The 24,648-nt window shown below is 67.1% G+C and carries 25 protein-coding genes and 1 pseudogene; 11 read left to right on the forward strand and 15 right to left on the reverse strand.

Annotated elements, in window-relative coordinates; translation table 11 throughout:
* Nucleotides 1-126 precede the first annotated feature (126 nt).
* Entirely contained in the window at nt 127-459 is a 333-nt protein-coding gene (locus D0Y85_RS05135; RefSeq protein WP_033830543.1) for a non-heme iron oxygenase ferredoxin subunit, read from the reverse strand.
* Entirely contained in the window at nt 456-995 is a 540-nt protein-coding gene (locus D0Y85_RS05140) for a GNAT family N-acetyltransferase (RefSeq protein ID WP_100435921.1), read from the reverse strand. Before D0Y85_RS05140 ends, D0Y85_RS05135 begins: the two co-directional genes overlap by 4 nt.
* Before the next feature lie 167 nt (nt 996-1,162).
* Between D0Y85_RS05140 and D0Y85_RS05145 the strand changes: the two genes are divergently transcribed.
* Nucleotides 1,163-1,474 carry a hypothetical protein gene (locus tag D0Y85_RS05145; protein ID WP_152543295.1) on the forward strand — a complete coding sequence of 104 codons (312 nt, stop codon included), beginning with the start codon at nt 1,163-1,165 and terminating at the stop codon, nt 1,472-1,474.
* A gap of 166 nt (nt 1,475-1,640) precedes the next feature.
* Entirely contained in the window at nt 1,641-2,021 is a 381-nt protein-coding gene (locus D0Y85_RS05150) for a hypothetical protein (RefSeq protein ID WP_117309726.1), read from the forward strand.
* A 79-nt stretch (nt 2,022-2,100) separates the two neighbouring features.
* On the opposite strand, the gene D0Y85_RS05155 is transcribed toward D0Y85_RS05150, so the two are convergent.
* The 5 genes from D0Y85_RS05155 to D0Y85_RS05175 form a co-directional block, all read right to left on the reverse strand.
* A complete protein-coding gene (locus D0Y85_RS05155) occupies nt 2,101-3,357 on the reverse strand; it encodes a cysteine desulfurase (protein WP_025873982.1) in 1,257 nt (418 codons plus the stop codon).
* Nucleotides 3,354-4,616: a Fe-S cluster assembly protein SufD gene (gene sufD / locus D0Y85_RS05160; RefSeq protein WP_117309727.1), complete on the reverse strand. Its 1,263-nt coding sequence runs from the start codon at nt 4,614-4,616 to the stop codon at nt 3,354-3,356. The genes D0Y85_RS05155 and sufD overlap by 4 nt, the downstream gene beginning before the upstream one ends.
* Nucleotides 4,616-5,380, reverse strand: a complete 765-nt coding sequence (gene sufC, locus D0Y85_RS05165) for a Fe-S cluster assembly ATPase SufC (protein WP_025873980.1) — start codon at nt 5,378-5,380, stop codon at nt 4,616-4,618. The genes sufD and sufC overlap by 1 nt, the downstream gene beginning before the upstream one ends.
* A gap of 73 nt (nt 5,381-5,453) precedes the next feature.
* The gene (gene sufB / locus D0Y85_RS05170) at nt 5,454-6,929 is read right to left on the reverse strand and encodes a Fe-S cluster assembly protein SufB (protein WP_117309728.1); all 1,476 of its coding nucleotides are present in this window, start codon (nt 6,927-6,929) and stop codon (nt 5,454-5,456) included.
* A gap of 16 nt (nt 6,930-6,945) precedes the next feature.
* Nucleotides 6,946-7,401 (reverse strand): SUF system Fe-S cluster assembly regulator, encoded by a 456-nt coding sequence (locus D0Y85_RS05175; protein ID WP_025873978.1) that lies wholly within the window; start codon nt 7,399-7,401, stop codon nt 6,946-6,948.
* A 210-nt stretch (nt 7,402-7,611) separates the two neighbouring features.
* Here D0Y85_RS05175 and D0Y85_RS05180 point away from each other — a divergent pair, with 210 nt between their 5' ends.
* A complete protein-coding gene (locus tag D0Y85_RS05180; RefSeq protein ID WP_117309729.1) occupies nt 7,612-8,079 on the forward strand; it encodes an SET domain-containing protein-lysine N-methyltransferase in 468 nt (155 codons plus the stop codon).
* 172 nt (nt 8,080-8,251) lie between these two features.
* The gene (locus tag D0Y85_RS05185) at nt 8,252-8,794 is read left to right on the forward strand and encodes a type 1 glutamine amidotransferase domain-containing protein (protein WP_117309730.1); all 543 of its coding nucleotides are present in this window, start codon (nt 8,252-8,254) and stop codon (nt 8,792-8,794) included.
* A 72-nt stretch (nt 8,795-8,866) separates the two neighbouring features.
* Here the strand turns inward: D0Y85_RS05185 and D0Y85_RS05190 are convergent, their stop codons facing one another.
* The 4 genes from D0Y85_RS05190 to D0Y85_RS05205 all read right to left on the reverse strand — a co-directional run bounded on the left by D0Y85_RS05190 (nt 8,867) and on the right by D0Y85_RS05205 (nt 11,172).
* On the reverse strand, nt 8,867-9,463 hold the full coding sequence (locus tag D0Y85_RS05190) for a DUF1439 domain-containing protein (protein WP_025873976.1): 597 nt from the start codon (nt 9,461-9,463) through the stop codon (nt 8,867-8,869).
* A gap of 81 nt (nt 9,464-9,544) precedes the next feature.
* The gene (locus D0Y85_RS05195) at nt 9,545-9,973 is read right to left on the reverse strand and encodes a hypothetical protein (RefSeq protein ID WP_341776957.1); all 429 of its coding nucleotides are present in this window, start codon (nt 9,971-9,973) and stop codon (nt 9,545-9,547) included.
* Nucleotides 9,974-10,157: 184 nt separating this feature from the next.
* Nucleotides 10,158-10,466 carry a DUF3861 family protein gene (locus D0Y85_RS05200; protein WP_025873974.1) on the reverse strand — a complete coding sequence of 103 codons (309 nt, stop codon included), beginning with the start codon at nt 10,464-10,466 and terminating at the stop codon, nt 10,158-10,160.
* A gap of 307 nt (nt 10,467-10,773) precedes the next feature.
* Entirely contained in the window at nt 10,774-11,172 is a 399-nt protein-coding gene (locus tag D0Y85_RS05205) for an HU family DNA-binding protein (RefSeq protein WP_053516661.1), read from the reverse strand.
* A gap of 370 nt (nt 11,173-11,542) precedes the next feature.
* On the opposite strand from D0Y85_RS05205, the gene D0Y85_RS05210 reads away from it, so the two are divergent.
* Complete coding sequence (locus D0Y85_RS05210) at nt 11,543-11,974, forward strand: OsmC family protein (RefSeq protein WP_019659396.1); 432 nt, start codon at nt 11,543-11,545, stop codon at nt 11,972-11,974.
* Nucleotides 11,975-12,061: 87 nt separating this feature from the next.
* Here D0Y85_RS05210 and D0Y85_RS05215 read toward each other — a convergent pair.
* Both D0Y85_RS05215 and D0Y85_RS05220 read right to left on the reverse strand, forming a co-directional pair.
* Nucleotides 12,062-12,939 (reverse strand): annotated as a pseudogene (locus D0Y85_RS05215) (PhzF family phenazine biosynthesis protein).
* A gap of 94 nt (nt 12,940-13,033) precedes the next feature.
* Nucleotides 13,034-13,906, reverse strand: coding sequence for a PhzF family phenazine biosynthesis protein (locus D0Y85_RS05220; protein ID WP_117309732.1), 873 nt, complete (start codon nt 13,904-13,906; stop codon nt 13,034-13,036).
* Between the two features lie 75 nt (nt 13,907-13,981).
* On the opposite strand from D0Y85_RS05220, the gene D0Y85_RS05225 reads away from it, so the two are divergent.
* The 4 genes from D0Y85_RS05225 (at nt 13,982) to D0Y85_RS05240 (ending at nt 20,040) form a co-directional block, all read left to right on the forward strand.
* Nucleotides 13,982-16,576, forward strand: a complete 2,595-nt coding sequence (locus D0Y85_RS05225; protein WP_025873969.1) for a bifunctional aspartate kinase/diaminopimelate decarboxylase — start codon at nt 13,982-13,984, stop codon at nt 16,574-16,576.
* 90 nt (nt 16,577-16,666) lie between these two features.
* Nucleotides 16,667-18,019, forward strand: coding sequence for a UDP-N-acetyl-alpha-D-muramoyl-L-alanyl-L-glutamate epimerase (murL, locus tag D0Y85_RS05230; RefSeq protein WP_117309733.1), 1,353 nt, complete (start codon nt 16,667-16,669; stop codon nt 18,017-18,019).
* Nucleotides 18,000-19,409 carry a UDP-N-acetylmuramoyl-L-alanine--D-glutamate ligase gene (murD, locus tag D0Y85_RS05235; RefSeq protein ID WP_117309734.1) on the forward strand — a complete coding sequence of 470 codons (1,410 nt, stop codon included), beginning with the start codon at nt 18,000-18,002 and terminating at the stop codon, nt 19,407-19,409. Before murL ends, murD begins: the two co-directional genes overlap by 20 nt.
* A gap of 67 nt (nt 19,410-19,476) precedes the next feature.
* Nucleotides 19,477-20,040 (forward strand): hypothetical protein, encoded by a 564-nt coding sequence (locus D0Y85_RS05240; protein ID WP_240329342.1) that lies wholly within the window; start codon nt 19,477-19,479, stop codon nt 20,038-20,040.
* 66 nt (nt 20,041-20,106) lie between these two features.
* Here D0Y85_RS05240 and D0Y85_RS05245 read toward each other — a convergent pair whose 3' ends face one another.
* Nucleotides 20,107-20,688, reverse strand: a complete 582-nt coding sequence (locus D0Y85_RS05245; RefSeq protein ID WP_117309736.1) for an SMI1/KNR4 family protein — start codon at nt 20,686-20,688, stop codon at nt 20,107-20,109.
* Between the two features lie 128 nt (nt 20,689-20,816).
* Between D0Y85_RS05245 and D0Y85_RS05250 the strand changes: the two genes are divergently transcribed.
* Complete coding sequence (locus D0Y85_RS05250; RefSeq protein WP_117309737.1) at nt 20,817-21,608, forward strand: dienelactone hydrolase family protein; 792 nt, start codon at nt 20,817-20,819, stop codon at nt 21,606-21,608.
* A gap of 76 nt (nt 21,609-21,684) precedes the next feature.
* Here the strand turns inward: D0Y85_RS05250 and D0Y85_RS05255 are convergent, their stop codons facing one another.
* Nucleotides 21,685-22,683 carry a polyprenyl synthetase family protein gene (locus D0Y85_RS05255; RefSeq protein ID WP_117309738.1) on the reverse strand — a complete coding sequence of 333 codons (999 nt, stop codon included), beginning with the start codon at nt 22,681-22,683 and terminating at the stop codon, nt 21,685-21,687.
* A gap of 202 nt (nt 22,684-22,885) precedes the next feature.
* On the opposite strand from D0Y85_RS05255, the gene D0Y85_RS05260 reads away from it, so the two are divergent.
* Nucleotides 22,886-24,499: an alpha-glucosidase family protein gene (locus D0Y85_RS05260; RefSeq protein ID WP_117309739.1), complete on the forward strand. Its 1,614-nt coding sequence runs from the start codon at nt 22,886-22,888 to the stop codon at nt 24,497-24,499.
* Nucleotides 24,500-24,648: the final 149 nt, after the last annotated feature.

Here is a 24,648-nt window from a genome sequence, read left to right on the forward strand (position 1 = left end):
GATAACATCAACGATAATGATTCGCATGTACGGGCATGGCAGGCCACCTGGAACGGACCCGAAAGGCCCTGACAGGGCCCTCAGGCTGTTGCAGTAGATCCACCCCATGGGTGGATGCCTTGAGCTTCAATCGCGGTCGTCGCGGGTCCAGATGGCGTCGTGTTCGCGCTTCACCGGGAACTTCGGCACCGCGGTATAGGCCGGCGCGCACAGGGCGCGGCCATCACGCACGTCGAAGCGCGCGCCATGCAGCACGCATTCAACGCTGCCCTCGGTGGTGTTGAACTCACCCGAGGACAGCTCGAACTCCTCGTGCGTGCACTGGTCTTCCAGCGCGTACAGTTCGCCGTCGAGGTTGAACACCACGATCGGCGTACCGGTGACTTCGTCGAACACGCTCTTCATTTCGCCCGGCAGCAGTTCGGCGCCGGCGCAGACAAAGGTCCAGGCCTCGCTCACGCGGTGGCCCCGGCCAGCGGCTTTTCCAGGATCTCGAAGCGCAGGTCGTCGCGCTTGGGGATGCCGAAACGTTCATCGCCATACGGGAACGGCTTCTTGATGCCGGTGCGCTGGTAACCGCGGCGCTCATAGAAGGCGATCAGTTCGTCGCGGATGTCGATCACGGTCATCTGCATCACCGGCACGTTCCATTCGCGTGCGGCGAGGGCTTCGGCCGCGTCCATCAACTGCTTGCCGACGCCGCCGCCCTGCTGGGCCGGGTCGACCGAGAACATGCCGAAGTAGCCCTTGCCGTCGACGTCGGCGACATGGGCGCAGGCCACGAGCTGGCCGTCGCGTTCGGCCAGCAGGATGGTCGAGCGCGGGCGGTCCAGGTCGCCCTGGATGCCTTCGGCATCGACGCGGGCGCCGTCCAGCAGGTCGGCTTCGGTGGTCCAGCCGACGCGGCTGGCGTCGCCGCGGTAGGCCGAGGTGACCAGGGTGATCAGGGCGGGGATGTCGGCCGACGTGGCGGCGCGGAAGGTCAGGGTGCTCATGGGGGCATTCTAGGTGGGGCGGGGGCGGGCGCAAAATGGGTCGAGGCAATGGGCCAGGGTCAGATCCCTTTCGCGCCGCGAAAGGGCTCTGACCCCATCCCTGAATCCCACCCCTGCGAAAACGGCGGCACTATGGGAACAAGGATCCAGGGAGGATCCAGAGGGCCGTGACCATGCGATTCGACGCTGTTGTCTCCGTTCGCTTTCTGCAGAGCGCCGAAGGTGGGAGGCGCACTGACATCGTGGGACAGGTATACGCCTGCCCGTTGTTCGTGGCGGGCCGAGTATTTGACTGCCGCGTGCTGTTGCAGGAAGGACGGGCCGTCCTTGGGGAGAGCTACGAACTTCCCGTTGCGTTCCTGTTCCCGGAGGACGCGCTCGCCGTGGCCAACGTGGGAGAGGACGTCTCGCTGTGGGAGGGAAGGACGATTGCGCGCGGCCGGATTCTGCGTGTCGCCGGGAGGCGATTGCAGGAGTGAGCCGGTGATGGGGCCACATGCCTTCTGCAATCTTCCGCGCGCGAGGCAGCGTGGGGAAACGAGCGAGGCTACGGCTGAATCGCGAACGCCGTAGAGGTTGAGGTTGCGCATGGACTATGCTCCCGCGGTGCACAGATCCGCACGGAAGCGATGAGGCGTTACCCGCATGATGCGTACCAGGGATGGCAAAGCGACCACCTACCCGATGCTGCGTCTGCGCGTGCTTGCGCTAGCCGTTCTTGCGGTGTCGGCGTGCTCAGGGTTGACCGACACTGTCGTGGTCGTCAGGAACGTGGGCTCCCAGCGCATCGACGCGGTGCAGATCGACGCTGGCGGTCGAGTGACTGAGCTCGGGGCGATCGATGCAAATGCACAGGTTTCGATGACGCCGGCGGTCCAGCAGGACTCGTCCGTATCCGTGCGCTATCGGGAAGCAGGCCTCGACGTCGCGTGCCTGGGTGATGTGTACCTGACGCAGAATCTGCGGGCACGCATCGAGGTGCAGGTGGGCAATGGCACGTGCAAGGTCGTGGATGCCACCCGCTAGCTGGGTGGCCGGGGTCAGAGCCCTTTTCGCGGTGCGAATGGGATCTGACCCCGGATTGCCGCTCTGCCGGTGTGCGGGCTCACCCCAACAGCTTCCGCACCTTCGTCAACGCAGTCATGAACCGCTCGATCTCTTCATGCGTGTTGTAGAACGCCAGCGACGCACGGCAGGTCGCCGCCACGCCGTAGTACTGCAGCAGCGGATGCGCGCAGTGCTGGCCCGAGCGCACGGCCACACCTTCCAGATCCAGAAGCGTAGCCAGGTCGTGCGCGTGCGCCCCGTCAATCAGGAACGACACCACCGCGGCCTTTTCCGGTGCCTCGCCGATGATGCGCAGGCCATCGACCCGGCGCAGCTCTTCGGTGAAGTGCGCCAGCAGCTCGGCTTCGCGCGCTTCCACGTGGTCCAGGCCGACGTTCTGCAGATAGTCCGCCGCCACGCCGAGGCCGATGAAACCGGCGATGTTGGGGGTGCCGGCTTCGAACTTGTGCGGGGCGTCGTTGAACACGGTGCCGTCGAAGCTGACTTCCTTGATCATCTCGCCGCCGCCCAGGAACGGCGGCATCGCGTCCAGATGCTCGCGACGCGCCCACAGCGCACCGGTGCCGGTCGGGCCGCACATCTTGTGGCCGGTGATGGCGTAGAAGTCGCAGCCGATCGCGGTGACGTCGACCTTGCGGTGCGGGGCGGCCTGCGAGCCGTCGACCACGGTGACGATGCCGCGCTTGCGCGCTTCGCGGCAGATCTCGCGCACCGGGTTGATGGTGCCGAGCACGTTGGAGACATGGGCCACGGCCAGCAGCTTGACCTCGGCGGTCATCGCCGCGCGCAGTGCGTCCAGGTCCAGCGCGCCGTCGGGGGTGATCTCGGCCACGCGGATGGTCGCGCCGGTGCGCTGGGCGACCAGCTGCCAAGGCACGATGTTGGCGTGGTGTTCCATGCGCGACACCAGGATCACGTCGCCGGCCTTCAGCCGGGGCAGGGCCCAGGAGTAGGCAACCAGATTGATCGCGAAGGTGGTGCCGCTGCACAGCACCAGGTCGTTGCTGCGCACGTTGAGGAAACGGGCCAGCTTGTTGCGTGCGCCTTCGTAGGCGTCGGTGGCCTCGGTACCCAGCGCATGCACGGCACGGCTGACGTTGGCGTTGTAGCGGCGGTAGAACTCGTCCACCGCGCCGATCACCTGCACCGGCTTCTGGCCGGTGTTGGCGTTGTCGAAATAGACCAGCGGCTTGCCGTGCACTTCGCGCATCAGCAGCGGGAAGTCCAGGCGCACGCGCGCCCAGTCGGGGGCGTCGGCGGGTGCTTCGATCGGTCGCGGGGTGGACAGATTCATGCCACGCCCGCCTCGGCCAGGGCCTTGTCCAGCCGGCGTGCCAGCTGTTCGCGCAGCGCTTCGGGCAGCACCTTCAGCGGCTCGTGGCAGAACGCGGCGCTCAGCAGCGCCTGCGCCTGGGCCTGCGGCAGGCCGCGCGAGCGCAGGTAGAACAGCGCGTTGGCGTCGAGCTGGCCGACGGTGGCACCGTGTGCGGCCTTCACTTCGTCGGCGTCGATCACCAGCGTCGGCTGGGTATCGATCTCGGCGTCGGCCGACAGCAGCAGGTTCTTGTTGGACAGGTTGGCGTCGGTGCCATCGGCACCGGCACGGATCTGGATGCCGCCATGGAACACCACGCGGCTGCGGTTGGCGGCCACGCCACGCCACTGCAGCTCGGCGCTGGTGTCGCGGGCGATGTGGTCGATGCCCAGGCGGGTATCGACGTGGCGGCGGCCGTTGCCGAGCAGCACGCCATTGGCGGTCAGCTGGGCGTTGTCGCCTTCCAGACGCACGTTCAGCTCATGGCGGCTGAGCGCGGCACCCAGCTCCAGGTCCACGCGGTGGTACTGCGCGTCCTTGGCCAGCACCGCGTCGGTACGCAGGAAGCTGGTCTGGCGCGCGCTGCCGGCCTGCACGCGGGCGTGCTTGAGCACCGCATCGCGGGCGACGTGGGCGTGCAGCACCGTGTTGTCCAGATGCGCCGAATCACCGACGCTGAAGCGGTGCTCGACCACGCCCAGGCTGGCGCCGGCACGCAGTTCGATCAGGTGCCGGTGGTGCCAGGCCAGGTCGGTGTCGCCGGCGACGCTGGCGAATACCAGCTGCAGCGGCACCTCGACCTGCACGCCATCGTCCACGCGCAGCACCACGCCTTCATCGGCGAGGGCGGCGTTGAGGCGGGCGAATACTTCGTCGCTGCGCTCGTAGCGGCGGCCGAGGAAGCGCACGGCGTCCTCGCCAGCGGCCAGTGCGGAAGACAGCGTTTCCAGCTGCACGCCGGCCGGCAGGCCCTGCACGTCGCTCAGCGCGTCGTTGAGGCGGCCATTGACGAACACCAGGCGCGGTGCCGGGATGTCCTCCAGCGCGGTGGCATCCAGCAGCGCCGGGGCCAGCGGAGCAGCCGCAAAGCTGCGACGCTCCAGCTGGCGCAGCGAGGTGTACTTCCAGGTTTCGCTGCGTGCGCCGGGCAGGCCGTCGCGCAGCACGCTGTCGAGCACTTCGCGGCGCGCATCGCTGCCGCAGAAGGCCTGGGCCATGGAGTCGAGCAGGGCGCTCATCAGACCGCCGCCTCGGGCACGACCCGGTCCTTCAGGAAGTCATAGCCGTGCGCTTCCAGTTCCAACGCCAGCTCCGGGCCACCGCTCTTGACGATGCGGCCATCGGCCAGCACGTGCACCACGTCCGGCTTGATGTAGTCCAGCAGGCGCTGGTAGTGGGTGATGACCAGGAACGAGCGGTCGGCGCTGCGCAGCGCGTTGACGCCGTCGGCCACGCTCTTCAGTGCATCGATGTCCAGGCCCGAATCGGTTTCGTCCAGGATCGCCAGCTTCGGCTCGAGCACGGCCAGCTGGAAGATCTCGTTGCGCTTCTTCTCGCCACCGGAGAAGCCTTCGTTGACGCCACGGTGCAGCAGTTCGTCCTTCAGGTGCAGGACGGCCAGCTTCTGCCGCACCAGCTTGAGGAACTGCATGGAATCGAGCTCTTCCTCGCCGCGCGCCTTGCGCTGTGCATTCAGCGCGGCGCGCAGGAAGTAGGTGTTGTTCACGCCGGGGATTTCCACCGGGTACTGGAACGCCAGGAACAGGCCGGCAGCGGCGCGCGCTTCCGGGTCCTGGTCGAGCAGGTCGACGCCTTCGAACTGCACGCTGCCTTCGCTGACCTCATAGCCGTCGCGGCCAGCCAGGACATTGCCCAGCGTGGACTTGCCGGCGCCGTTGGGGCCCATGATGGCGTGCACCTGGCCCGGCTTCACTTCCAGGGACAGGCCCTTGAGGATTTCCTTGTCGCCGATGCGGGCGTGGAGGTTTTCGATCTTCAGCATGGTGGGGGTTTCCGTGGTGCGGGCCGGGGCCCGCCGGTAAAGAGAATGCGTTGTGCGAGGGCAGGGCGGGCGATCAGCCCACCGAACCTTCCAGCGAGACTTCCAGCAGCTTCTTGGCTTCCACCGCGAATTCCATCGGCAGTTCGCGGAACACCTGCTTGCAGAAGCCGTCGACGATCATCGACACCGCGTCTTCCTGGCTGATGCCACGGGCGCGGCAGTAGAACAGCTGGTCGTCGGAGATCTTCGAGGTGGTGGCCTCGTGCTCGACGGTGGCGCCCGGGTTCTTCACCTCGATGTAGGGGAAGGTGTGGGCGCCGCACTGCTTGCCGATCAGCAGCGAATCGCACTGGGTGTAGTTGCGCGCGCCGTCTGCGTTGCGGTCCACCTTGACCAGGCCACGATAGGTGTTCTGGCCTCGGCCGGCGCTGATGCCCTTGCTGATGATCTTGCTCTTGGTGCGCTTGCCGACGTGGATCATCTTGGTGCCGGTGTCGGCCTGCTGGCGATGGTGGGTCAGTGCCACCGAGTGGAACTCACCGACCGAGTCGTCGCCCAGCAGCACGCAGGACGGGTACTTCCAGGTGATCGCCGAGCCGGTCTCGACCTGGGTCCAGGTGACCTTGCTGCGCGCGCCACGGCATTCGGCACGCTTGGTGACGAAGTTGTAGATGCCGCCGACGCCGTTCTCATCGCCCGGGTACCAGTTCTGCACGGTGGAGTACTTGATCTCGGCATCTTCCAGCGCCACCAGTTCGACCACTGCGGCATGCAGCTGGTTCTCATCGCGCATCGGCGCGGTGCAGCCTTCCAGGTAGGACACGTACGCCTTGTCCTCGCAGATGATCAGCGTGCGTTCGAACTGGCCGGTGTGGCCGGCGTTGATGCGGAAGTAGGTGCTCAGTTCCATCGGGCAGCGCACGCCCTTGGGAATGAACACGAAGCTGCCATCGGAGAACACCGCCGAATTGAGCGCGGCGAAATAGTTGTCGCCCACCGGCACCACGGTGCCCAGGTACTGTCTGACCAGTTCCGGGTGCTCCTTGATGGCTTCGGACATCGAGCAGAACACGATGCCCTTTTCGGCCAGTTCCTTGCGGAAGGTGGTACCGACGGACACCGAGTCGAACACTGCGTCCACCGCTACGCCGGCCAGCTTGGCGCGCTCGTGCAGCGGCACGCCCAGCTTGTCGTAGGTGTCCAGCAATTCCTTGGGCACGTCATCCAGCGAGGCGTACTTCGGGCCCTTCGGCGCGGAGTAGTAGCTGAGCGCCTGCAGGTCGATCGGGGCGATCTGCAGCTTGGCCCAGTTCGGCATCGGCATGGTCAGGAAGTGGCGGTAGGCGTCCAGGCGCCACTGCGTCATCCATTCCGGTTCTTCCTTCTTGGCCGACAGGGCGCGGATGGTGTCCTCGTCCAGGCCGGCGGGAAGGGAGTCCGACTCGATGTCCGTGATGAAGCCAGCCGAATACTTGCGGCCGAGCTGCTCATGGATCTCGCGGTTGGGGGTGTCGTCGCTGGCGACGGTTTCGATGGTTTCGGTGGCCATGGGGGCTGCCTACGGATCAGGAGACGACGTCGACAGCGATGGTGCGGCGCTGTTCTTCGTCGACAAGGGGAAGAGGGGGCAGGATCTGCGCCAGGCTGACATCGCGCAGGGCCTCGGAGACCACGTCGTTGATCAGCCGCCAGCTGCTGCGCGCGCCGCACTTGGGCGCCATGCCGCACTGGTGGTGGTCGTGGCTGCACTCGGTCAGGGCCAACGGCCCTTCCATGGCTTCAACCACTTCAAACAGCGAGATCTCGATCGATGGGCGGGTCAGCCGGTAACCGCCGCGGACCCCGCGCAGGCCTTCGACCAGGCCGGCCTGGGCCAGTGGCTTAAGCACCTTGCTGACGGTGGGTGGCTCCAGACCGGTGAATTCGGCCAGCTCGGTGGCACTGAGCACCTCGCCCGGACGGGCGGCGAGCACGGTCAGTACGACGGTGGCGTAATCGGTGAGCTTGGTGACGCGCAACATGGGATGCGAGTGGTTCTTAAAGCGGACTGAAATTGTACGCTTTTATTCGCCGGCATCCAACCCGGCCATTCAGCGGGCGCTTGGGCCCGGCCGGAGGGCAGTCGCCAAGGGCCGCCATCGGGGCGACATGCTGGGGCATGGGGGTGATTTTCGCAATCACCCGGAATGGGCGAGAATCAACGTTCCTTCCGCTGCAAACGTCTCTTGCCGATGCCCAAGAAGATCCAAGCCCGCAAGTCCGCCATCCACGGCAACGGTGTGTTTTCCGTGGCCCCGATCAAGCAGGGCGAGCGCGTGATCCAGTACAAGGGCCTGCTGCGCAGCCACGGCGATGTCGATGCCGATGACAGTGGCGACGTGGAAAGCGGCCATACCTTCCTGTTCACCCTCAACGACGACTGGGTGATCGATGCCAACTACAAGGGCAACGACGCGCGCTGGATCAACCACAGCTGCGACCCGAACTGCGAGGCGGTGATCGAGGAAGACGAAGACGGTGACAGCCGCGGCGACAAGGTGTTCATCGAGGCGCTGCGCGATATCAAGGTCGGCGAAGAACTGACCTACAACTACGGCATCACCCTGGCCGAGCGGCATACCGCCAAGCTGAAGAAGATCTGGGAGTGCCGCTGTGGCTCGCCCAAGTGCACCGGCACGATGCTGCAGCCCAAGCGCTGATCCGGTAGCGCCGGGCCATGCCCGGCGAGCGCAAAACGCGGGCGGAACCAGAAACCGCCGGGCACGGCCCGGCGCTATCCGGGCGATTCTCCACCTGCCGTGCACGTGAGGGTCACCGCCGTTCAAGGGCCACTCGGCCACCCTGTGCGCTCCCCCTTATCTGGAGCACGACATGGCACAGCGTCTACGCGGCAAACAGATCGCCATCCTCGCCACGCATGGTTTCGAGCAGTCCGAACTCATCGAGCCCAAGCACCTGCTGGAAGCGGAGGGCGCGCGCGTGAGCGTGGTGTCGCCGGCCAAGGAGGCGAGCATCAAGGGCTGGAAGGACAAGGACTGGGGTGATTCGGTCGCCGTTGATCACCCACTGGATGGCGCCGACGCCGGCCATTTCGATGCGCTGGTGCTGCCCGGTGGCGTGATCAATCCAGACACCCTGCGCACCAACGAAGCAGTACTGGATTTCATCCGCAGCATGGCCGGTGCCGGCAAGCCGGTGGCGGCGATCTGCCACGGCCCCTGGCTGCTGATCAACAGCGGGCTGGCGGAGGGACGCGAGGTCACCTCGTGGCCGTCGCTGCAGCAGGACCTGGCCAATGCAGGCGCGCGCTGGCGCGACGCGGAAGTGGTGGTGGACGGCAACCTGATCACCAGCCGCAAGCCCGATGACATTCCGGCCTTCAGCGAGGCGGTGGTGAAAGCGCTGGCGGCGTGATGCTGTGCTGGTTGTGCCGGCCGCTGGCCGGCACGTGTGTGAAAGGATTGCCGGCCAGCGGCCGGCACTACCTTATTTGCCGAGGATGCCCGCCGGCACCAGGTCGCCCAGGTTCTGGTTGAAGGTCACCACCAGCTTGCCGTTCTTCACCTGCGCCGACTGCACCTGCAGGGCACCGAGCAGCCCGGCCACGGCCGGGTCCAGCTTGTAGATCGGTTCGCGCTGGGCGTAGTCGCTCAGCCATGCGTTCAGCAGGCCACGGGTCCGTGAATCGAGACGGCCACCCTGGCTGGCCGGAGTGAAGTCATCCACGCTCGGCTGCTGCAGGTGGAAGCCCTGGGTCTGCGCGTCATAGCGCAGGCCACTGCTGAGCTTCACCGTACCCAGCTTGGCCGGGTTGCCACCGGCGGTGGCCAGCGCCACGTCCATGCCCAGGTTCAAGCGCTCGCCTGCCGGCAGGCTCAGCTGCGGGTGGCTCATGGTCAGCGCGATCAGGCCGCCCAGTGCGTCCTGGGTGCGCGGGAAGCTGCCGTCCAGATACTGCTGCACGTCGCTGGCGCCAACCGCCAGTTCACGACCGGAGATCGAAGGGGCGGCCTGCGCACCGATCGCGGCAGCAATCAGCACGGTCGAGGCGGCTAGGCGGGTCATCAGGGAACGCAGGCGCATGGCAGTGACCGGAAGAAGGATCGAAGAGGCCTACAGAGTAGCTTTGCCCGCTGAATCGCGGATACACACGACGGCAACGGTTCAGTCCAGCGTTGGTTGCAGGCTGGCCGACTGGATCTGCCACCCGTGGCCGTCGGCGCTGGGTTGCACCCGATACCAGCCGTGGTAACGGAAGGTGCCGTTGGCGGTCATGGCGCGGATCCTCACTGGCACTTCCAGCAGGCGCGGTGGCTGCCCATCGTCACGGGGCAGCGGCACATCACTGTCCAGGCGCAGGTTGCGCACGTCGGGCAGCAGGCGCAGCGCGGCGTCGTCAGCATGACGCGGGTCGGCGGGGGCATAGGCCCAGGCGGCATCGCTGCGGGCCTTGTCCTGGTTGAGCAGATCGAGCACGTAGCGGTTGAGCATTGCTGAGGGCGGCTCGCTGCCGAGGGCAACGGCGCCATACAGCGGATCGATGGCGATCGCATCGACGGTAGCGGCCTGCGGTGCCGCTTCCGTCGTTGGCACCGATGGGTCCGTTGTGGAGGCGCTCGCGTCGCGCCTTGTGTCATCGGCCGGGGGCGCCGGGTTGGAACACCCCGCCACAAGCAACGGGATCAACGAGCAAATAAAGCCGCGCATGTCTGCCTCCTCCCCGAGGCAACCTGGAAGGCGGCAGTGTAGCGGCCGGGGGCGGCCCAGCGCGAAGTGGTCAGCGCGAAGAGGGAAGCTGCTCCAGCGCGTCCAGCGCCGGCAGGACCTGCGCGGCGACCGCTGCCAGTGCATGGCCGTCGGTGTCGGCATGGCGCTGCACGATGTCACGCAGCAGCTGGGTGGCCACCACCAGCGTGGCACGTTCGTCGCCGCTCAGGCCTGCCGTGCGCGGGGCCGATTCCAGCAGGCGCATCAGGTCGCGGCTGGCGCGGTGTTCCAGTTCGATGGTGCAGCGCCCGGTGCACTGGTGCCCGTCCTTTTCGATCGGGGTCACCGAGATCCGGTAGCGGGTGGAGGGGCTGGCCATGGGGGTGCTCGCGCTGGTGGGGAGGAATGGGACCACCATAGGCAAGGCGTTGGCCGGCGGCGATGGCCGGCGCTGCACGCAGTGTTCCACCCGGTTCGTTCCTGCGCTGGAAAAACAGCGGCGCGGCCATGGGCGGCGGGCCTGTGCGGGAAATTGCGTGGGCGCGGGAAACGCTGTGTTGCGGGGGCGCAGTGGGCGGCATCCACGCATTGGCGTGGATCTACTGCAGAGCGAGCGCGGAGGCGGGGCAAAAAAAACGGGACGGCCAAGGCCGTCCCGTCAGAGGTATCCGCTGCAGGGCGCGCGCTTAGAGCGCAGCGTCCTTGAGCTTCTTCAGCGGGCGCACCTTGAGCTTGGTGGTGGCCGGCTTGGCAGCGAACCACTGCTCTTCCTTGGTGAACGGGTTGATGCCCTTGCGCTTCGGCTTGGCCGGCACATTGACGGTGGTGATCTTCAGCAGGCCCGGCAGGGTGAACGAGCCGGCGCCCTTCTTGTGCACCGAGGAAGCGACAGCGCCTTCCAGCGAGGCCAGCACAGCGCGGACGTCCTTGGCGACAACGCCGGACGCTTCAGCGATGTGTGCAACCAGGCCCGACTTGGTCAGCACTTCCTTGATCGGCTTCGGAGCGGCCGGCTTGGCGGCTGCCTTCGTCGCGACTTTCTTCACTGCCTTCTTCGGGGCAGCCTTCTTAGCGGTCTTTGCCATGGTTTCCTGTTCCGTGAACGGTTGGTTGTTTGGTCGGCGCCGAACCCCGTCGGCAAGCGCAATGTAGGGCAACTCTTGGGCGCCGCCAATAGCCTGGAGTGCTGAAAGTGCATGTTTTTTCATATCCAGGCCGATTCAGTACATGGCCGGCGGTAGGGGGAGCGGGTGCGGTGGTGCGCTGCACCGCAGTGTCGGTGATTTCGACTGGATGGGCGAAATGACTGAAAACAAGGGGAAAATCGCCAGGCTGCTGGCGAAGAAGTGTCCAGTCGTTGGCCCGGGACAGGCGCGCCGCATGCGGCGGGGCGACACAGGGCTAACGGGGCGCGTGCCAGGGTATCGGTTCATCACAGCCGCAACGGAGCAGGACATGGGAATCTCGCGACACGCTACCGCGCATTGGGAAGGCGACCTGAAGTCGGGCAAGGGCCAGTTGAGCACGCCGCAGAGTGGTCTTCTGGACAAAACCCGCTACGGCTTCAACAGCCGTTTCGGTGATGAAAAAGGCACCAACCCCGAAGAGCTGATCGCTGCCGCGCACGCTGGTTGTTTCACCATGGCGCTGTCGGCCAAGCTCGGCGAAGCAGGCTTTACCCCGACCTCGCTGGATACCGAAGCCAAGGTCGATCTGTCGATGGAAGGTGGTCCGCAGCTGTCGCAGATCCGGCTGAAAGTGAAGGCGGTGGTGCCGGGAATCGATGCGACCCAGTTCCGCGCGATCGCTGATGACGCCAAGCAGAACTGCCCGGTATCCAAGGCGCTGAGTGCGGTGCCGATCAGCCTGGAAGCCGAACTGGGCTGAGAAGGTAGCGCCGGCCGCTGGCCGGCAACCACATGAAACCGGGCATAAGGTGGCAGCCGGCCAGCGGCCGGCTCTACCGCCTTGCGTTCACCAGTCGATGGTGCCGGAAATTACGGTCTGCACCTGGCCGCCGGACCAGACCTCGCCCTCTTCATCGACCAGCAGCGTCAGCCGCGCATCGTGGCCGACTTCGCGGCCCTGGCTGACTTCGAAGGGCTGGCGTCTGTGCGGAAGGGCATCGCGCAGGTCCAACCAGGCGGCCAGCACGGCGTTGGCCGCGCCTGACGCAGCATCCTCGAAGCGGCGCCCATTGCCGACGAAAGCGCGTACGGCCAGGTCGTAACCGTCGCTGCCATCGGCAAAGGCATAAGCGAACACGCCCATGCTGTCGGTTGATTCAGCCAGTGTGGCGATCGCATCCCAGTCAGGGTGCAGGGCGCGCAACGCTGTCTCATCCTCGACCTCTACGACCCACCAGCTGCGGCCACCCTGCATGCGGGCCGGCGGCAGCGAACCCAGCGGCCAGGTGCGCAGTGCGGCCTGCAGGCGTGGATCATCGGTGGCGGCGATCTCGGCCAGCTGCGCGCGGGGCGTGCGGATGGCGATGCGCTGCTGTGCGCCTTCGCCGGTCACGCGCAGCGGCAGTGCACCGGCGATGCCGTCCTGAACCAGTACCCCGTCGACCGGCATGGCCAGGCCGCCTGCAGCACCGCGTGGGCGGTGCCGACGCTGGGGTGGCCGGCGAACGGCACTTCCTTCTGCGGGCTGAACATGCGCAGCCGATAGCTGGTGCCGGCCGTCTGTGCCGGGAACACAAACGTCGTTTCGGGCAGGCGGGTCCAGCGGGCGATGGCCTGCATCGCCGCATCGTCCAGGCCTTCGGCATCGAGCACGACGGCCAGCGGATTGCCGGCGCCCGGGCGCGGGGAAAACACATCCAGCTGCAGGAAACGGCGGGTGGTCATCGGGCAGGAACTCCAGGAAACAGGCGGCATAGGGTAGCGCGGGGCCATGCCCCGCGAGCGCGCAGCGCGGCAGGCCGCCGGGCATGGCCCGGCGCTACCAGCGGATGTGGCCGTCGATCACCAGCTGCACCTGGCCGCCGATCCACACCGTGTCCTGCGCATCCACAGTGACCTGGACGCGGCCGTCGCGGCCGACCTCGCGGCCCTGGCTGGCCACGTAGCTCCCGTCCTTGCCGGGCAGGGCATTGCGCTGCCGCAGCCAGGCGCCGATCAGCGCGTTGGCGCTGCCGGTCACCGGGTCTTCCGGCACGTTGGGCGCATCGGCGGGACAGAACGCGCGCACCACCAGGTCATGGTCGGTTCCAGGTTCGAGTGCGAACACGGCCACGCCGAGCGCTTCGGTGGCAATGCTCCAGTCGCGCAGGGCCGCCATGTCCGGTGCCAGCGTGCGTACGGCGTCGGCGTCGCGCAGCGGCAGCAGCCACCAGCGCGGGCCGTTGTCCCACAGCTCGGCGTGCTGGCCCTCGGCGGCAGTGGCGCGCAGGGCGTCAGGAAGGTCGCCTGGCGCTACCGGCAGCGGCCGCGCCGCTGGGCTGGCCAGGCGGATGGTGGGCGCGTCGGACGGCCCGGTGACCTGCACCGGCAGCAGGCCGGCCGCGCACTGCTGCACCAAGGCCCCGTCGCGTGGCTGCACCAGGCCGCAGGTGACCGCAGCCCAGGCGGCGCCCACGCTGGGGTGCCCGGCGAAGGGCAGCTCGCTGGCAGGGGTGAAGATGCGCACGTGGTAGTCGGCGCCGGCAGCGGTGGGGCGAAGGAAGAACACGGTCTCGGACAGGTTCAGCCAGGCGGCCAGGGCCTGCATGCGGTCGGTGGACAGTCCATCCGCGTCGAACACGACGCCGAGCGGGTTGCCGGTACCGGGCTGGTGGGCAAAGACATCGAGCTGCAGGTAGCGGTAGGCGGTCATTGACGGGTGTATTGGGCTTAGAATCGAAGGTTCCGCCCCCTCGGGCGGCTTCCCCACATTACACATAGCCTATCCATGTCAGCTTCCCCCCTTGTCGATCGTTGGATCGTACTGAAGTTCGGCGGCACCTCGGTGTCGCGTCGCCACCGCTGGGACACGATCGGGAAGCTGGCGAAAAAACGGGCCGAGGAGACCGGTTCGCGCGTTCTGGTGGTGGTTTCGGCGCTGTCCGGGGTCACCAATGAACTGACCGCGATTGCCGATGGCGCGCCGGACAGCCGTGATCGCGTGGCGGCGCTGGTCGAACGCCACCAGGCCTTCCTGGACGAGCTGGGGCTGGGCGCGGAGGTGCTGGCCGAGCGGCTGGCCGCGCTGCAGGGCCTGCTGGACGACCCGCGTGCGCCCAGCCGTCCTCTGGACTGGCAGGCCGAAGTGCTCGGCCAGGGTGAACTGCTGTCTTCCAGCCTGGGCGCGGCCTACCTGCGTGCCAGCGGCCTGGATTTCGGCTGGATGGATGCGCGCCAGTGGCTGGACGCGCTGCCGCCGCAGCCGAACCAGAGCGACTGGTCGCAGCGCCTGTCGGTGAACTGCCAGTGGCGTGCCGATGCCGAATGGGCGCAGCGCTTCCGCGCGCAGCCCACGCGCCTGCTGATCACCCAGGGGTTCATCTCGCGTCACGCCGACGGTGGCACTGCCATCCTCGGCCGCGGCGGCTCGGATACCTCGGCGGCATACTTCGGTGCGCTGCTCGGCGCCAGCCGCGTGGAGATCTGGACCGATGTGCCCGGCATGTTCAGCGCCAACCCCAAGGACGTGCCGGACGCGCGTCTGCTGACCCGCCTGGACTATTACGAAGCGCAGGAAATCGCCACCACCGGCGCCAAGGTGCTGCACCCGCGCTCGATCAAGCCGTGCCGCGATGCGGGCGTGCCGATGGCGATCCTCGATACCGAGCGTCCGGAGCTGCCAGGCACCAGCATCGACGGCAATGCCGCGCCGGTGCCGGGAGTGAAGGCGATCAGCCGCCGCAACGGCATCGTGCTGGTGTCGATGGAAGGCATCGGCATGTGGCAGCAGGTCGGCTTCCTCGCCGATGTATTCGGCCTGTTCAAGAAGCACGGCCTGTCGGTGGATCTGATCGGTTCGGCCGAGACCAACGTCACCGTGTCGCTGGATCCGTCCGAGAACCTGGTCAACACCGATGTGCTGGCCGCGCTGTCGGCCGACCTGTCGCAGATCTGCAAGGTCAAGGTGATCGTGCCGTGCGCGGCGATCACCCTGGTCGGCCTGGGCATGCGCTCGCTGCTGCACAAGCTGTCGGACGTGTGGGCAACCTTCGGTCGTGAGCGCGTGCACATGATCTCGCAGTCGTCCAACGACCTGAACCTGACCTTCGTCATCGACGAAGCCGATGCCGATGGCCTGCTGCCGATCCTGCACGCCGAACTGATCGACAGTGGCGCGATGCCGGTGGAAGAGACCGAAGTGTTCGGCCCGCGCTGGCGCGAAATCGCCGGCACCGTGCGTCCGCGTGGTACGCCGTGGTGGCGCGGCCAGCGTGCGCACCTGCTGCAGCTGGCCGATGCCGGCACCCCGCGCTACGTCTACCACCTGCCGACGGTGCGGGCGCGTGCCCGCGCGCTGGCGGCGATCAAGCCGATCGACCAGCGTTACTACGCGATCAAGGCCAACAGCCATCCGGCCATCCTGCAGTTGTTGGAAGCTGAAGGTTTCGGCCTGGAGTGCGTGTCGCACGGTGAGCTGAAGCACGTGTTCCAGGCCATTCCGGAACTGTCGCCCAAGCGCGTGCTGTTCACCCCCAGCTTCTGCCCGCGCAGCGAGTACGAAGCGGCGTTCGCGCTGGGCGTGACCGTCACTGTCGACAACGTCGAAGCCCTGCAACGCTGGCCGGACCTGTTCCGCAACCGCGAGCTGTGGCTGCGCGTGGACCTGGGCCGTGGCGAAGGCCACCACGCCAAGGTCCGCACCGGTGGCAAGGAATCCAAGTTCGGCCTGCCGATCGCGCGCGTGGACGAGTTCGTGCGCGCGGCGACCGAGCTGGGCACCCGCGTGGTAGGCCTGCACGCGCACCTTGGCAGCGGCGTGGAAACCGCCCAGCACTGGCGCCTGATGTGCGATGAGCTGGCAGGCTTTGCGCGCCGCATCGGCAGCGTGCACACCATCGATATCGGTGGTGGCCTGCCGATTCCGTACAGCGAGGAAGACGAGCCGTTCGACCTGGATGCCTGGGCCGAGGGCCTGGCCGAGGTCAAGGCACTGCACCCGGCGTTCCGCCTGGCGATCGAGCCGGGCCGCTTCCTGGTGGCCGAATCGGGCGTGCTGCTGACCCACGCCACCCAGGTGGTGGAGAAGGATGGCGTGCGCCGCGTCGGCCTGGATGCCGGCATGAACACGCTGATGCGCCCGGCCCTGTACGACGCCTGGCACGACATCGAGAACCTCAGCCGCCAGGGCGGTTACGCCGAAGCCGCGTTCGATGTGGTCGGCCCGATCTGCGAATCCAGCGATGTGTTCGGCAAGCGCCGCAAGCTGCCGGTGTCGACCGCGCCGGATGATGTGATGCTGATCGCCGACGCCGGTGCCTACGGCTATGTGATGTCCAACACCTACAACCAGCGGGCGATGCCGCGCGAAGACGTGATCGAATGATCGCCGCCTTCCGCGCCCTGCACCCGCCCACCGACACCTCCCGCGCCTGCGCGCGGGCACGTGCCTGACCGTGCTTGAACTGGATTCACCATGACTGCTTTCGATAAACACCAGGTTTCCCGCTTCCGTTTCGTCCGCTGCGAATTCGCTGCGGACACCGGCGTGGCCAAGCTGGTCTACGCCTTCGATGACGGCCCGGAAATGGTGGAAACCGTTACCGTGCCGGGCGCCCCGTTCGTGCTGGAACCGGCCCGTGCCGATGCCGTGCAGCGCGCGCTGCGGCTGCTGCACCTGATTGCCGGCGTGAGCTACTACAAGGCCGGGGTGCCCGATACGGTCAGCATCGACAGCTACAGCATCGATGCCGATACCGCAGCGCTGGTGGAGACCATCTACCTCAACGGCCTGGGCGAATTCGCCTACCGCAACGGCCTGAACCTGCGTGGGCGCTTCCGCCTGCCGGTGCAGGGCGAGGCGGTGCAGGCGCCGGTGCTGGGCCTGCAATCGCACGCCCTGGTCGCCATCGGCGGCGGCAAGGATTCGCTGGTCAGCATCGAAGCGCTGCGCCGCGCCGGCGTGGACGAGACGGTGACCTGGATCGGGGGTTCGCAGTTGATCCGTGCCTGTGCCGAGCGCACCGGGCTGCCGACGTTGAACCTGGGCCGCGCGCTGGCGCCGGAACTGTTCGAACTCAACCGCCAGGGCGCATGGAACGGGCACATCCCGGTCACCGTGGTGAACTCGGCGATCATGGTGCTGGCTGCGCTGCTGCACGGTGTGGACCAGGTGGTGTTCTCCAACGAGCGCTCGGCCAGCTATGGCAGCCAGATTCCGGGCACCGGTGAAGTGAACCACCAGTGGTCCAAGGGCTGGGCCTGCGAGCAGGCCTTCGGCAACCACGTGCGCAGGTACGTGGCCGCCGACCTGCAGTACTACTCGCTGCTGCGGCCGATGTCGGAACTGGCGGTGGCCCGGCAGTTCGCCAAGAGTGATTTCTACGACGCGCATTTCTCCAGCTGCAACCGCAACTTCCACATCCTCGGCGAGCGCCCGGTGAACCGTTGGTGCGGCGTCTGCCCGAAGTGCCACTTCGTGTTCCTGGCGCTGGCCCCGTTCATGCCCAAGACCCGCCTGGTAAGCATCTTCGGGCGCAACCTGCTGGATGACATCGAGCAGGCGGGTGGCTTCGATGCACTGCTGGAATTCCAGGACCACAAACCGTTCGAATGCGTGGGCGAAGGCCGCGAATCGCGTGCGGCGATGGCGACCCTGGCGCAGCGCCCGGAGTGGAAGGAAGACGTGTTGGTGAAGCGCTTCTGCAATGAAATCCAGCCGCAGCTGGATGCGGCCGAACTGGAGCTGGCACCGCTGATGCAGCTGCAGGGCGACCATCGTATTCCGGCGGCGCTGTGGGAACGGGTGCGTGAAGATTTCGCAGCTTGAAGGCAAGCGCGTAGCGCTGTGGGGCTGGGGACGTGAGGGGCGTGCTGCGTATGCGGTGCTGCGTGCGCGCCTGCCATCGCTTGGCCTGAGCCTGTTCTGCCCGGCCAGCGAGGTCGCGGCCGCGCGTGCGGAAACGCAGGGCGTGCTGGACGTGCGTGGTGAACCATCGGCCGAGGCCTTGGCGGCATTCGAGGTGGTGATCAAGTCGCCGGGGATCAGCCCGTACCTGCCGATCGCGTTGGCGGCGGCGGAGCGGGGCACCCGCTTCATCGGCGGCACGGCGTTGTGGTTTGCCGAACATGCCGATGCCGATGGCACCGTGCGCGACACGATCTGCGTGACCGGCACCAAGGGCAAAAGCACCACCACCGCGCTGGTCGCCCATCTGCTGCGCGCCGCCGGGCATCGCACCGGCCTGGTCGGCAACATCGGCCTGCCGCTGCTGGAAGTGCTGGACCCGCAGCCGGCGCCTGCTTACTGGGCGGTGGAGCTGTCCAGCTACCAGACCGGCGAGGTCGCGCGCAGTGGTGCGCACCCGCAGGTGGCGGTGGTGCTGAACCTGTTCCCGGAACACCTGGACTGGCACGGCAGCGAACAGCGCTACATCGAAGACAAGCTGCAGCTGGTGACTGGCGCCGCGCCGCGCGTTGCCGTGCTCAATGCGGCAGACCCTCATCTTGCGGCGCTGCCGCTGCCCGGCAGCGAGGTGGTCTGGTTCAACCAGCCGCAGGGCTGGCACATGCGCGGTGACATCGTGCATCGCGGCGGGCAGGCGGTATTCGATACCCGCAATACGCCACTGCCGGGCCGCCACAACCGCGGCAACCTGTGCGCGGTGCTGGCCGCGCTGGAGGCACTGGGCCTGGATGCCGTGGCGCTGGCGCCGGCGGTGCAGGATTTCCGGCCGCTGCCGAACCGCCTGCAACGCATCGGCCAGGCCGATGGCCTGACCTACGTCAACGATTCGATCAGCACCACGCCGCATGCCAGCCTGGCGGCACTGGAGTGCTTTGCCGGCCAGCGCATCGCGTTGCTGGTGGGCGGGCATGATCGTGGCCTGGACTGGACGGATTTCATGCAGCACATGGCGCACGACGTGCCGCCGGTGGAGATCGTGACCATGGGCAGCAACGGCCCGCGCATCCACGCGATGCTGCAGCCGCTGGCCGATGCCGGCCGTTTCGGCCTGCATGCCGCGGCCGATCTGCCTGATGCGATGTCGCTGGCGCGTCGCGCACTGGGCGAGCAGGGTGGGGTGGTGCTGCTGTCACCGGGCGCGCCGAGCTATGGCGCCTACCGCGATTACGTTGCGCGCGGGCGGCATTTCGCCGAGCTGGCCGGATTCGACCCGGATACCATCAGCGCGATTCCGGGTATCGGGATCGCCTGACGGTCGTGCCGGCCACTGGCCGGCAACCCGGGGGATTTCATCCACGCATGGCGTGGATCTACCCTGTGTGGAAACCCGGACGGATTCGGCGAGCCTTATGTGCACCTTTATCACCCTGTTCCTGCCCACTTCGTTTCCGGACGCCGAAAGCTCCGCAATCATGGAGCGCAGCGGCCGGCGGCTGTTCGCGCAGGATTCGCCCAGCCTGCGTGCCGCCGTGGGGCCGGGCTGGCAGCCCTGGTTGAGCGCAGGCCACTGCGACTGTGGCACCGCACTCGCATCGGCATGGAAGATGCGGGAAAGGAAGAACGATGCCGAACGCTGGCGCAGGAAGGGCTGGAGCGAGGCGAAGATCGCCCGTGCGCTGGCCGAGCAGTGGGCGCGGCGCGAGCAGGATCAGCAGGTGCATCGCGATGGAGCCCTGGGTGACGCCGGCCAGTGGCTGCAGCGCATTGATGCCCTGCTGGATGCCGGAGCGGCGCGCATCGGCCTGCTGGTGCGCGACTACGCTGGGGCTGTGGGGGGCCGGCAGCCGAAGCCGCCGGAACGGTGTTGGGCGCGCGCGCGGCTGGCGGTGGACGATCTGCTTGCGTTCGAATCGGGGGTGTTGCATTGGATCGAGCGCGGGTGAAGCCCTGATCCACGCATGGCATGAGGTCATCGGCCGGCGAGGATTTCATCCACGCATGGCGTGGATCTACTCGTCGAGGAAGCTGTAGTCGCGATCGATCAGTTCCTGCAGGTACGCATCGAAGCTGGGCGCGATGACCGCGTAGCTGTCCGGGTCGTGCAGGTAGCGCACCACCTGGCCAACGCTGCCGCCGGGTGCGGGATCGAAATCCAGGTACAGCATCGAGGTGCCGCCGTTGTTCATGCAGTGCGAGAAGCACAGGCGGCGGCTCATCGGCAGGTCGGCATCGATGCCGGCACCGAGGATCTCCGGATCTTCTTCCAGCCATTCCTCGTAGATGGAACGGATACTGTCGTCCCATTGCTGCTGGTCTTCGAAGATCTGCGCGATGGAGCGCAGGTAGTACGGGTAGTCGCCCACGTCCGAGCCCAGCATCAGCACGCAGACCTCGCCCTTCGGATAGTCGCGGAAGTGCGTGCCATCCACGCGCGAAAGCAGCTCGACCAGGCTGCCGGGCACCTGCGGCCACTGCGCGCGCAGGCGTTGCAGGTCGGCCTCGCTGGCGCCTTCAGTCCACGCCCATTGCGGGGCATCGTCCTCGGGCAGGCGCGGGATCAATCCAGACAGAAAGCGATCAACAAGGTTCATGCAGAAGAGGGACGGAGGGGATCAAGTCGTATCCAACCACACCTGCGTCACGCCGCCAATGCAGAATGCGACGCGGGAGGGGCGAATGCGGCTTGATCCCCTCCGTCCCCTTTTTCTGGAGCAGGCGCATGAACCGTTGGCGTTGCGGCGTGGCGATGGTACTGGGGCTGGCAGCGATGCCAGCGTGGGCGGCGATGAAGACCCAGCCGGTGGAGTGGAAGCACCAGGGCACGACCTTCAGTGGCGTGCTGGTCTATGACGATGGAGATGCTGACAAGCGTCCCGGTCTGGTGATGGTGCCGAACTGGAAGGGCGTGAACGAATCGGCCATCGAGAAGGCCAAGCAGCTGGCGGGCGATGACTACGTGGTGCTGGTGGCCGATGTGTACGGCAAGGGCGTGCGGCCGAAGACCGATGCCGAGGCCGGACCGGTGGCGACCAGGCTGCGCAATGACCGGCCACTGCTGCGAGCGCGTGCACTGGAGGCGGTCAACATACTGAAGGCGCAGGCGGGGAAGGCGCCGCTGGACGCCAGCCGGATCGGCGCAGTGGGCTTCTGCTTTGGCGGCACCACGGTGCTGGAACTGGCCCGTGCCGGCGCGCCGCTGGCGGGCGTGGTCAGCCTGCATGGCGGGCTCGGCTCCCCCTTGCCGGCGCAGGCCGGCGGCAGCCACCCGTCGGTGCTGGTACTGAACGGCGCCGACGACAAGAGCGTGACGGCCGAGGATATCGGCAGTTTCCAGAAGGAAATGGATGCGGCCAAGGTGGACTGGGAGTTCACCAACTACAGCGGTGCGGTGCACTGCTTTGCCGAGCGCGATGCCAACAGCCCGCCGGGCTGCCAGTACAACGAACGCGCCGCCAAGCGCGCCTGGAAGGCGCTGGATGAGTTCTTCGAGGAGCGGTTCGAGAGGCGTTGAGGCGCCGTGTCCGCCGGGCATGGCCCGGCGCTACCAGATCTCATGCGGTAGCGCCGGGCCGTGCCCGGCGAATCCATCAATGCGAACGCTGTACCGCGTAGCGGGCGAGGCCGCGCAGGGCGGCGACGGCATCATTGTCGGCCAGGCCGTCAAGCGCCCGTTCGGCGGCCTCTGCATATTCCTCGGCACGACGGCGGCTGTATTCCAGGCCTCCGGTGGCGTGGATCGCCGCCAGCACGTCCGGCATCGCCGAGGCGTCACCGTTCTGCACGATCGCGCGCAGGCGCTGGCGGGTGGCCTCATCGGAATGGGCCATGGCATGGATCAGCGGCAGCGTCGCCTTGCCTTCGGCCAGGTCGTCACCCAGGTTCTTGCCTAGCTCCTCGGCGTTGGCCGAATAATCCAGCACGTCATCGGCGATCTGGAAGGCGTAGCCCAGGTGCATGCCGTAGTCGTACAGGGCCTGCTGGGTGGCTTCATCGACGCCGCTGGCCAGTGCACCCAGGCGGGTGCCGGCGGCGAACAGCACTGCGGTCTTGCGCTCGATCACGCGCAGGTAGGCGGCTTCGTCGGTGTCCGGATTGTGCACGTGCAGCAGCTGCAGCACTTCGCCTTCGGCAATGCGGTTGGTGGTGTCGGCCAGGATCTGCATCACCGACATCCGGTCCAGCTCGACCATCAGCTGGAAGCTGCGCGAGTACAGGAAGTCGCCCACCAGCACGCTGGGCGCGTTGCCCCACAGTGCATTGGCGGTGCTGCGGCCGCGGCGCAGGCTGGATTCGTCCACCACGTCGTCGTGCAGCAGGGTGGAGGTGTGGATGAACTCGATGATCGCTGCCAGCTGGTGGTGTTCGGGGCCGGCGCCGCCGACCGCATGGCCGGCCAGCATCACCAGCATCGGCCGCAGGCGTTTGCCGCCAGCGGAAATGATGTGGTCGGCGATCTGGTTGATCAGCACCACATCCGAAGACAGCCGGCGGCGGATCAGGGCATCGACGGCAGCCATGTCGGCTGCGGCAAGCGACTGGATCTGGGACAGGCCCAGGGCGGGACGGGTGTCTTCGGTGATGGTCATGCGATCAGGCTTTCAGGCTCATCCCTGATTATAGGCGTTGCCTGTGAATTCGGGCGGATGGCGTCACCGGCGCGTGAGCCGGACCGGCCGGGCGTGAATACGTATGCAGGCAGCGCCATCGCCGGGGAGCCGCCGCTAAGCTTGCGGGAGCAGGATTTCGGCCCGCTTCCGGCGGGCCCCGCATGCCCGGAGGGGGCTGTCGATGTCGCACTATCCATGGTGGCGCGGAGCCGTCATCTACCAGATCTACCCGCGCAGTTTCCTCGACGCCAACGGCGACGGGGTAGGCGACCTGCCCGGCATCATCCAGCGCCTGGACCATATCGCCGGGCTGGGCGTGGATGCGATCTGGATCTCGCCGTTCTTCCGATCGCCGATGGCCGATTTCGGCTATGACATCGCCGACTACCGCGATGTCGATCCGCTGTTCGGCAGCCTGGACGACTTCGACCGGCTGCTGGCCAAGGCCCACGGCCTGGGCCTGAAGGTGATGATCGACCAGGTGCTCAGCCACACCTCGATCGAGCATGCCTGGTTCCGCGAGAGCCGCCAGGACCGCAGCAACCCGAAGGCGGACTGGTACGTGTGGGTGGATCCGCGCGAGGACGGTACGCCCCCCAACAACTGGCTGTCGCTGTTCGGCGGCGGTGCCTGGCAGTGGGAGCCGCGCCGCGAGCAGTACTACCTGCACAATTTCCTGGTGGACCAGCCGGACCTGAATTTCCACAACCCGCAGGTGCAGCAGGCGACCCTGGACAACGTGCGCTTCTGGCTGGACCGGGGTGTGGATGGCTTCCGCCTGGATGCGATCAACTTCTGCTTCCATGACGCGCAGCTGCGCGACAACCCGCCCAAGCCGGCCGACAAGCGCGTCGGCCGCGGCTTCAGCGCGGACAACCCGTACGCCTACCAGTACCACTATTACAACAACACCCAGCCGGAGAATCTGGCGTTCCTGGAGCAGCTGCGCGCCCTGCTGGACGAATACCCGGGGGCGGTGAGCCTGGGCGAGATCTCCTCGGAGGATTCGCTGGCGACCACCGCCGAATACACCCGCGATGGCCGCCTGCACATGGGCTACAGCTTCGAGCTGCTGGTCAACGATTACAGCGCGGCCTACATCCGCGACACCGTTTCGCGCCTGGAAGCGGCGATGACCGAAGGCTGGCCGTGCTGGGCAGTGTCCAACCACGATGTGGAGCGGGCAGTCAGCCGCTGGGGTGGTCATCCGGCCGACCCTCGCCTGGCGCGGATGCTGGTGGCACTGCTGTGTTCACTGCGTGGTTCGGTCTGCCTGTACCAGGGCGAGGAACTGGGCCTGGCCGAGGCCGACGTGCCGTTCGAGGCGCTGCAGGACCCGTACGGGATCACCTTCTGGCCCAACTTCAAGGGGCGTGACGGCTGCCGCACGCCGCTGCCGTGGATCGACGCGCCGCTGGCCGGCTTCACCACCGGCAAACCGTGGCTGCCGATCCCGGCCGAGCACCAGGCGGCGGCCGTGGCGGTGCAGGCGCAGGATCCGCATTCGGTGCTGTCGGCCTTCCGCGGCTTCCTGGCCTGGCGCCGTACCCAGCCGGCCCTGCTGCACGGTGACATCCGGTTCCTGGACAGTGCCGAGCCAGTGCTGCTGTTCGAGCGTATGCTTGCAGATGAAACTCTCCTGCTGGCCTTCAACCTGTCGGCCGAAGCGGTGAGCCATCCGCTGCCGGCGGGCAACTGGCAGCAGGTGGCTGTGCCGGGCCCGGATGCGGGGACGGTGCAGGGCAATGAACTGCAGCTGCCGCCGCGTGCGGTGTATTGCGCACGACGCAGCTGACCGATTTCTCCGGTGGCGGTACTTGCGGGGACGGGGCCGAAGCGCCCCGTCCCTTTTTTGTGTGCGCGGTTCCGGTGCAGAGCATCCACGCATGGCGTGGATCTACCGGAGATATGCCGAATGGATCCCCGCCACGCATCGATTGCGAT

Origin of the sequence: Stenotrophomonas sp. G4 (assembly GCF_003428825.1) — a bacterium.
Classification (GTDB): Bacteria; Pseudomonadota; Gammaproteobacteria; order Xanthomonadales; family Xanthomonadaceae; genus Stenotrophomonas; species Stenotrophomonas indicatrix.

Bases quoted from the DNA above. Each gene is read 5' to 3' on its own strand.
- D0Y85_RS05140 (WP_100435921.1), bottom strand. From the start codon at position 995: ATGAGCACCCTGACCTTCCGCGCCGCCACGTCGGCCGACATCCCCGCC.
- D0Y85_RS05150 (WP_117309726.1), top strand. From the start codon at position 1,641: ATGATGCGTACCAGGGATGGCAAAGCGACCACCTACCCGATGCTGCGT.
- D0Y85_RS05155 (WP_025873982.1), bottom strand. From the start codon at position 3,357: ATGAATCTGTCCACCCCGCGACCGATCGAAGCACCCGCCGACGCCCCC.
- sufD (WP_117309727.1), bottom strand. From the start codon at position 4,616: ATGAGCGCCCTGCTCGACTCCATGGCCCAGGCCTTCTGCGGCAGCGAT.
- sufC (WP_025873980.1), bottom strand. From the start codon at position 5,380: ATGCTGAAGATCGAAAACCTCCACGCCCGCATCGGCGACAAGGAAATC.
- sufB (WP_117309728.1), bottom strand. From the start codon at position 6,929: ATGGCCACCGAAACCATCGAAACCGTCGCCAGCGACGACACCCCCAAC.
- D0Y85_RS05175 (WP_025873978.1), bottom strand. From the start codon at position 7,401: ATGTTGCGCGTCACCAAGCTCACCGATTACGCCACCGTCGTACTGACC.
- D0Y85_RS05180 (WP_117309729.1), top strand. From the start codon at position 7,612: ATGCCCAAGAAGATCCAAGCCCGCAAGTCCGCCATCCACGGCAACGGT.
- D0Y85_RS05185 (WP_117309730.1), top strand. From the start codon at position 8,252: ATGGCACAGCGTCTACGCGGCAAACAGATCGCCATCCTCGCCACGCAT.
- D0Y85_RS05190 (WP_025873976.1), bottom strand. From the start codon at position 9,463: ATGCGCCTGCGTTCCCTGATGACCCGCCTAGCCGCCTCGACCGTGCTG.
- D0Y85_RS05200 (WP_025873974.1), bottom strand. From the start codon at position 10,466: ATGGCCAGCCCCTCCACCCGCTACCGGATCTCGGTGACCCCGATCGAA.
- D0Y85_RS05205 (WP_053516661.1), bottom strand. From the start codon at position 11,172: ATGGCAAAGACCGCTAAGAAGGCTGCCCCGAAGAAGGCAGTGAAGAAA.
- D0Y85_RS05210 (WP_019659396.1), top strand. From the start codon at position 11,543: ATGGGAATCTCGCGACACGCTACCGCGCATTGGGAAGGCGACCTGAAG.
- D0Y85_RS05220 (WP_117309732.1), bottom strand. From the start codon at position 13,906: ATGACCGCCTACCGCTACCTGCAGCTCGATGTCTTTGCCCACCAGCCC.
- D0Y85_RS05225 (WP_025873969.1), top strand. From the start codon at position 13,982: ATGTCAGCTTCCCCCCTTGTCGATCGTTGGATCGTACTGAAGTTCGGC.
- murL (WP_117309733.1), top strand. From the start codon at position 16,667: ATGACTGCTTTCGATAAACACCAGGTTTCCCGCTTCCGTTTCGTCCGC.
- D0Y85_RS05245 (WP_117309736.1), bottom strand. From the start codon at position 20,688: ATGAACCTTGTTGATCGCTTTCTGTCTGGATTGATCCCGCGCCTGCCC.
- D0Y85_RS05250 (WP_117309737.1), top strand. From the start codon at position 20,817: ATGAACCGTTGGCGTTGCGGCGTGGCGATGGTACTGGGGCTGGCAGCG.
- D0Y85_RS05255 (WP_117309738.1), bottom strand. From the start codon at position 22,683: ATGACCATCACCGAAGACACCCGTCCCGCCCTGGGCCTGTCCCAGATC.
- D0Y85_RS05260 (WP_117309739.1), top strand. From the start codon at position 22,886: ATGTCGCACTATCCATGGTGGCGCGGAGCCGTCATCTACCAGATCTAC.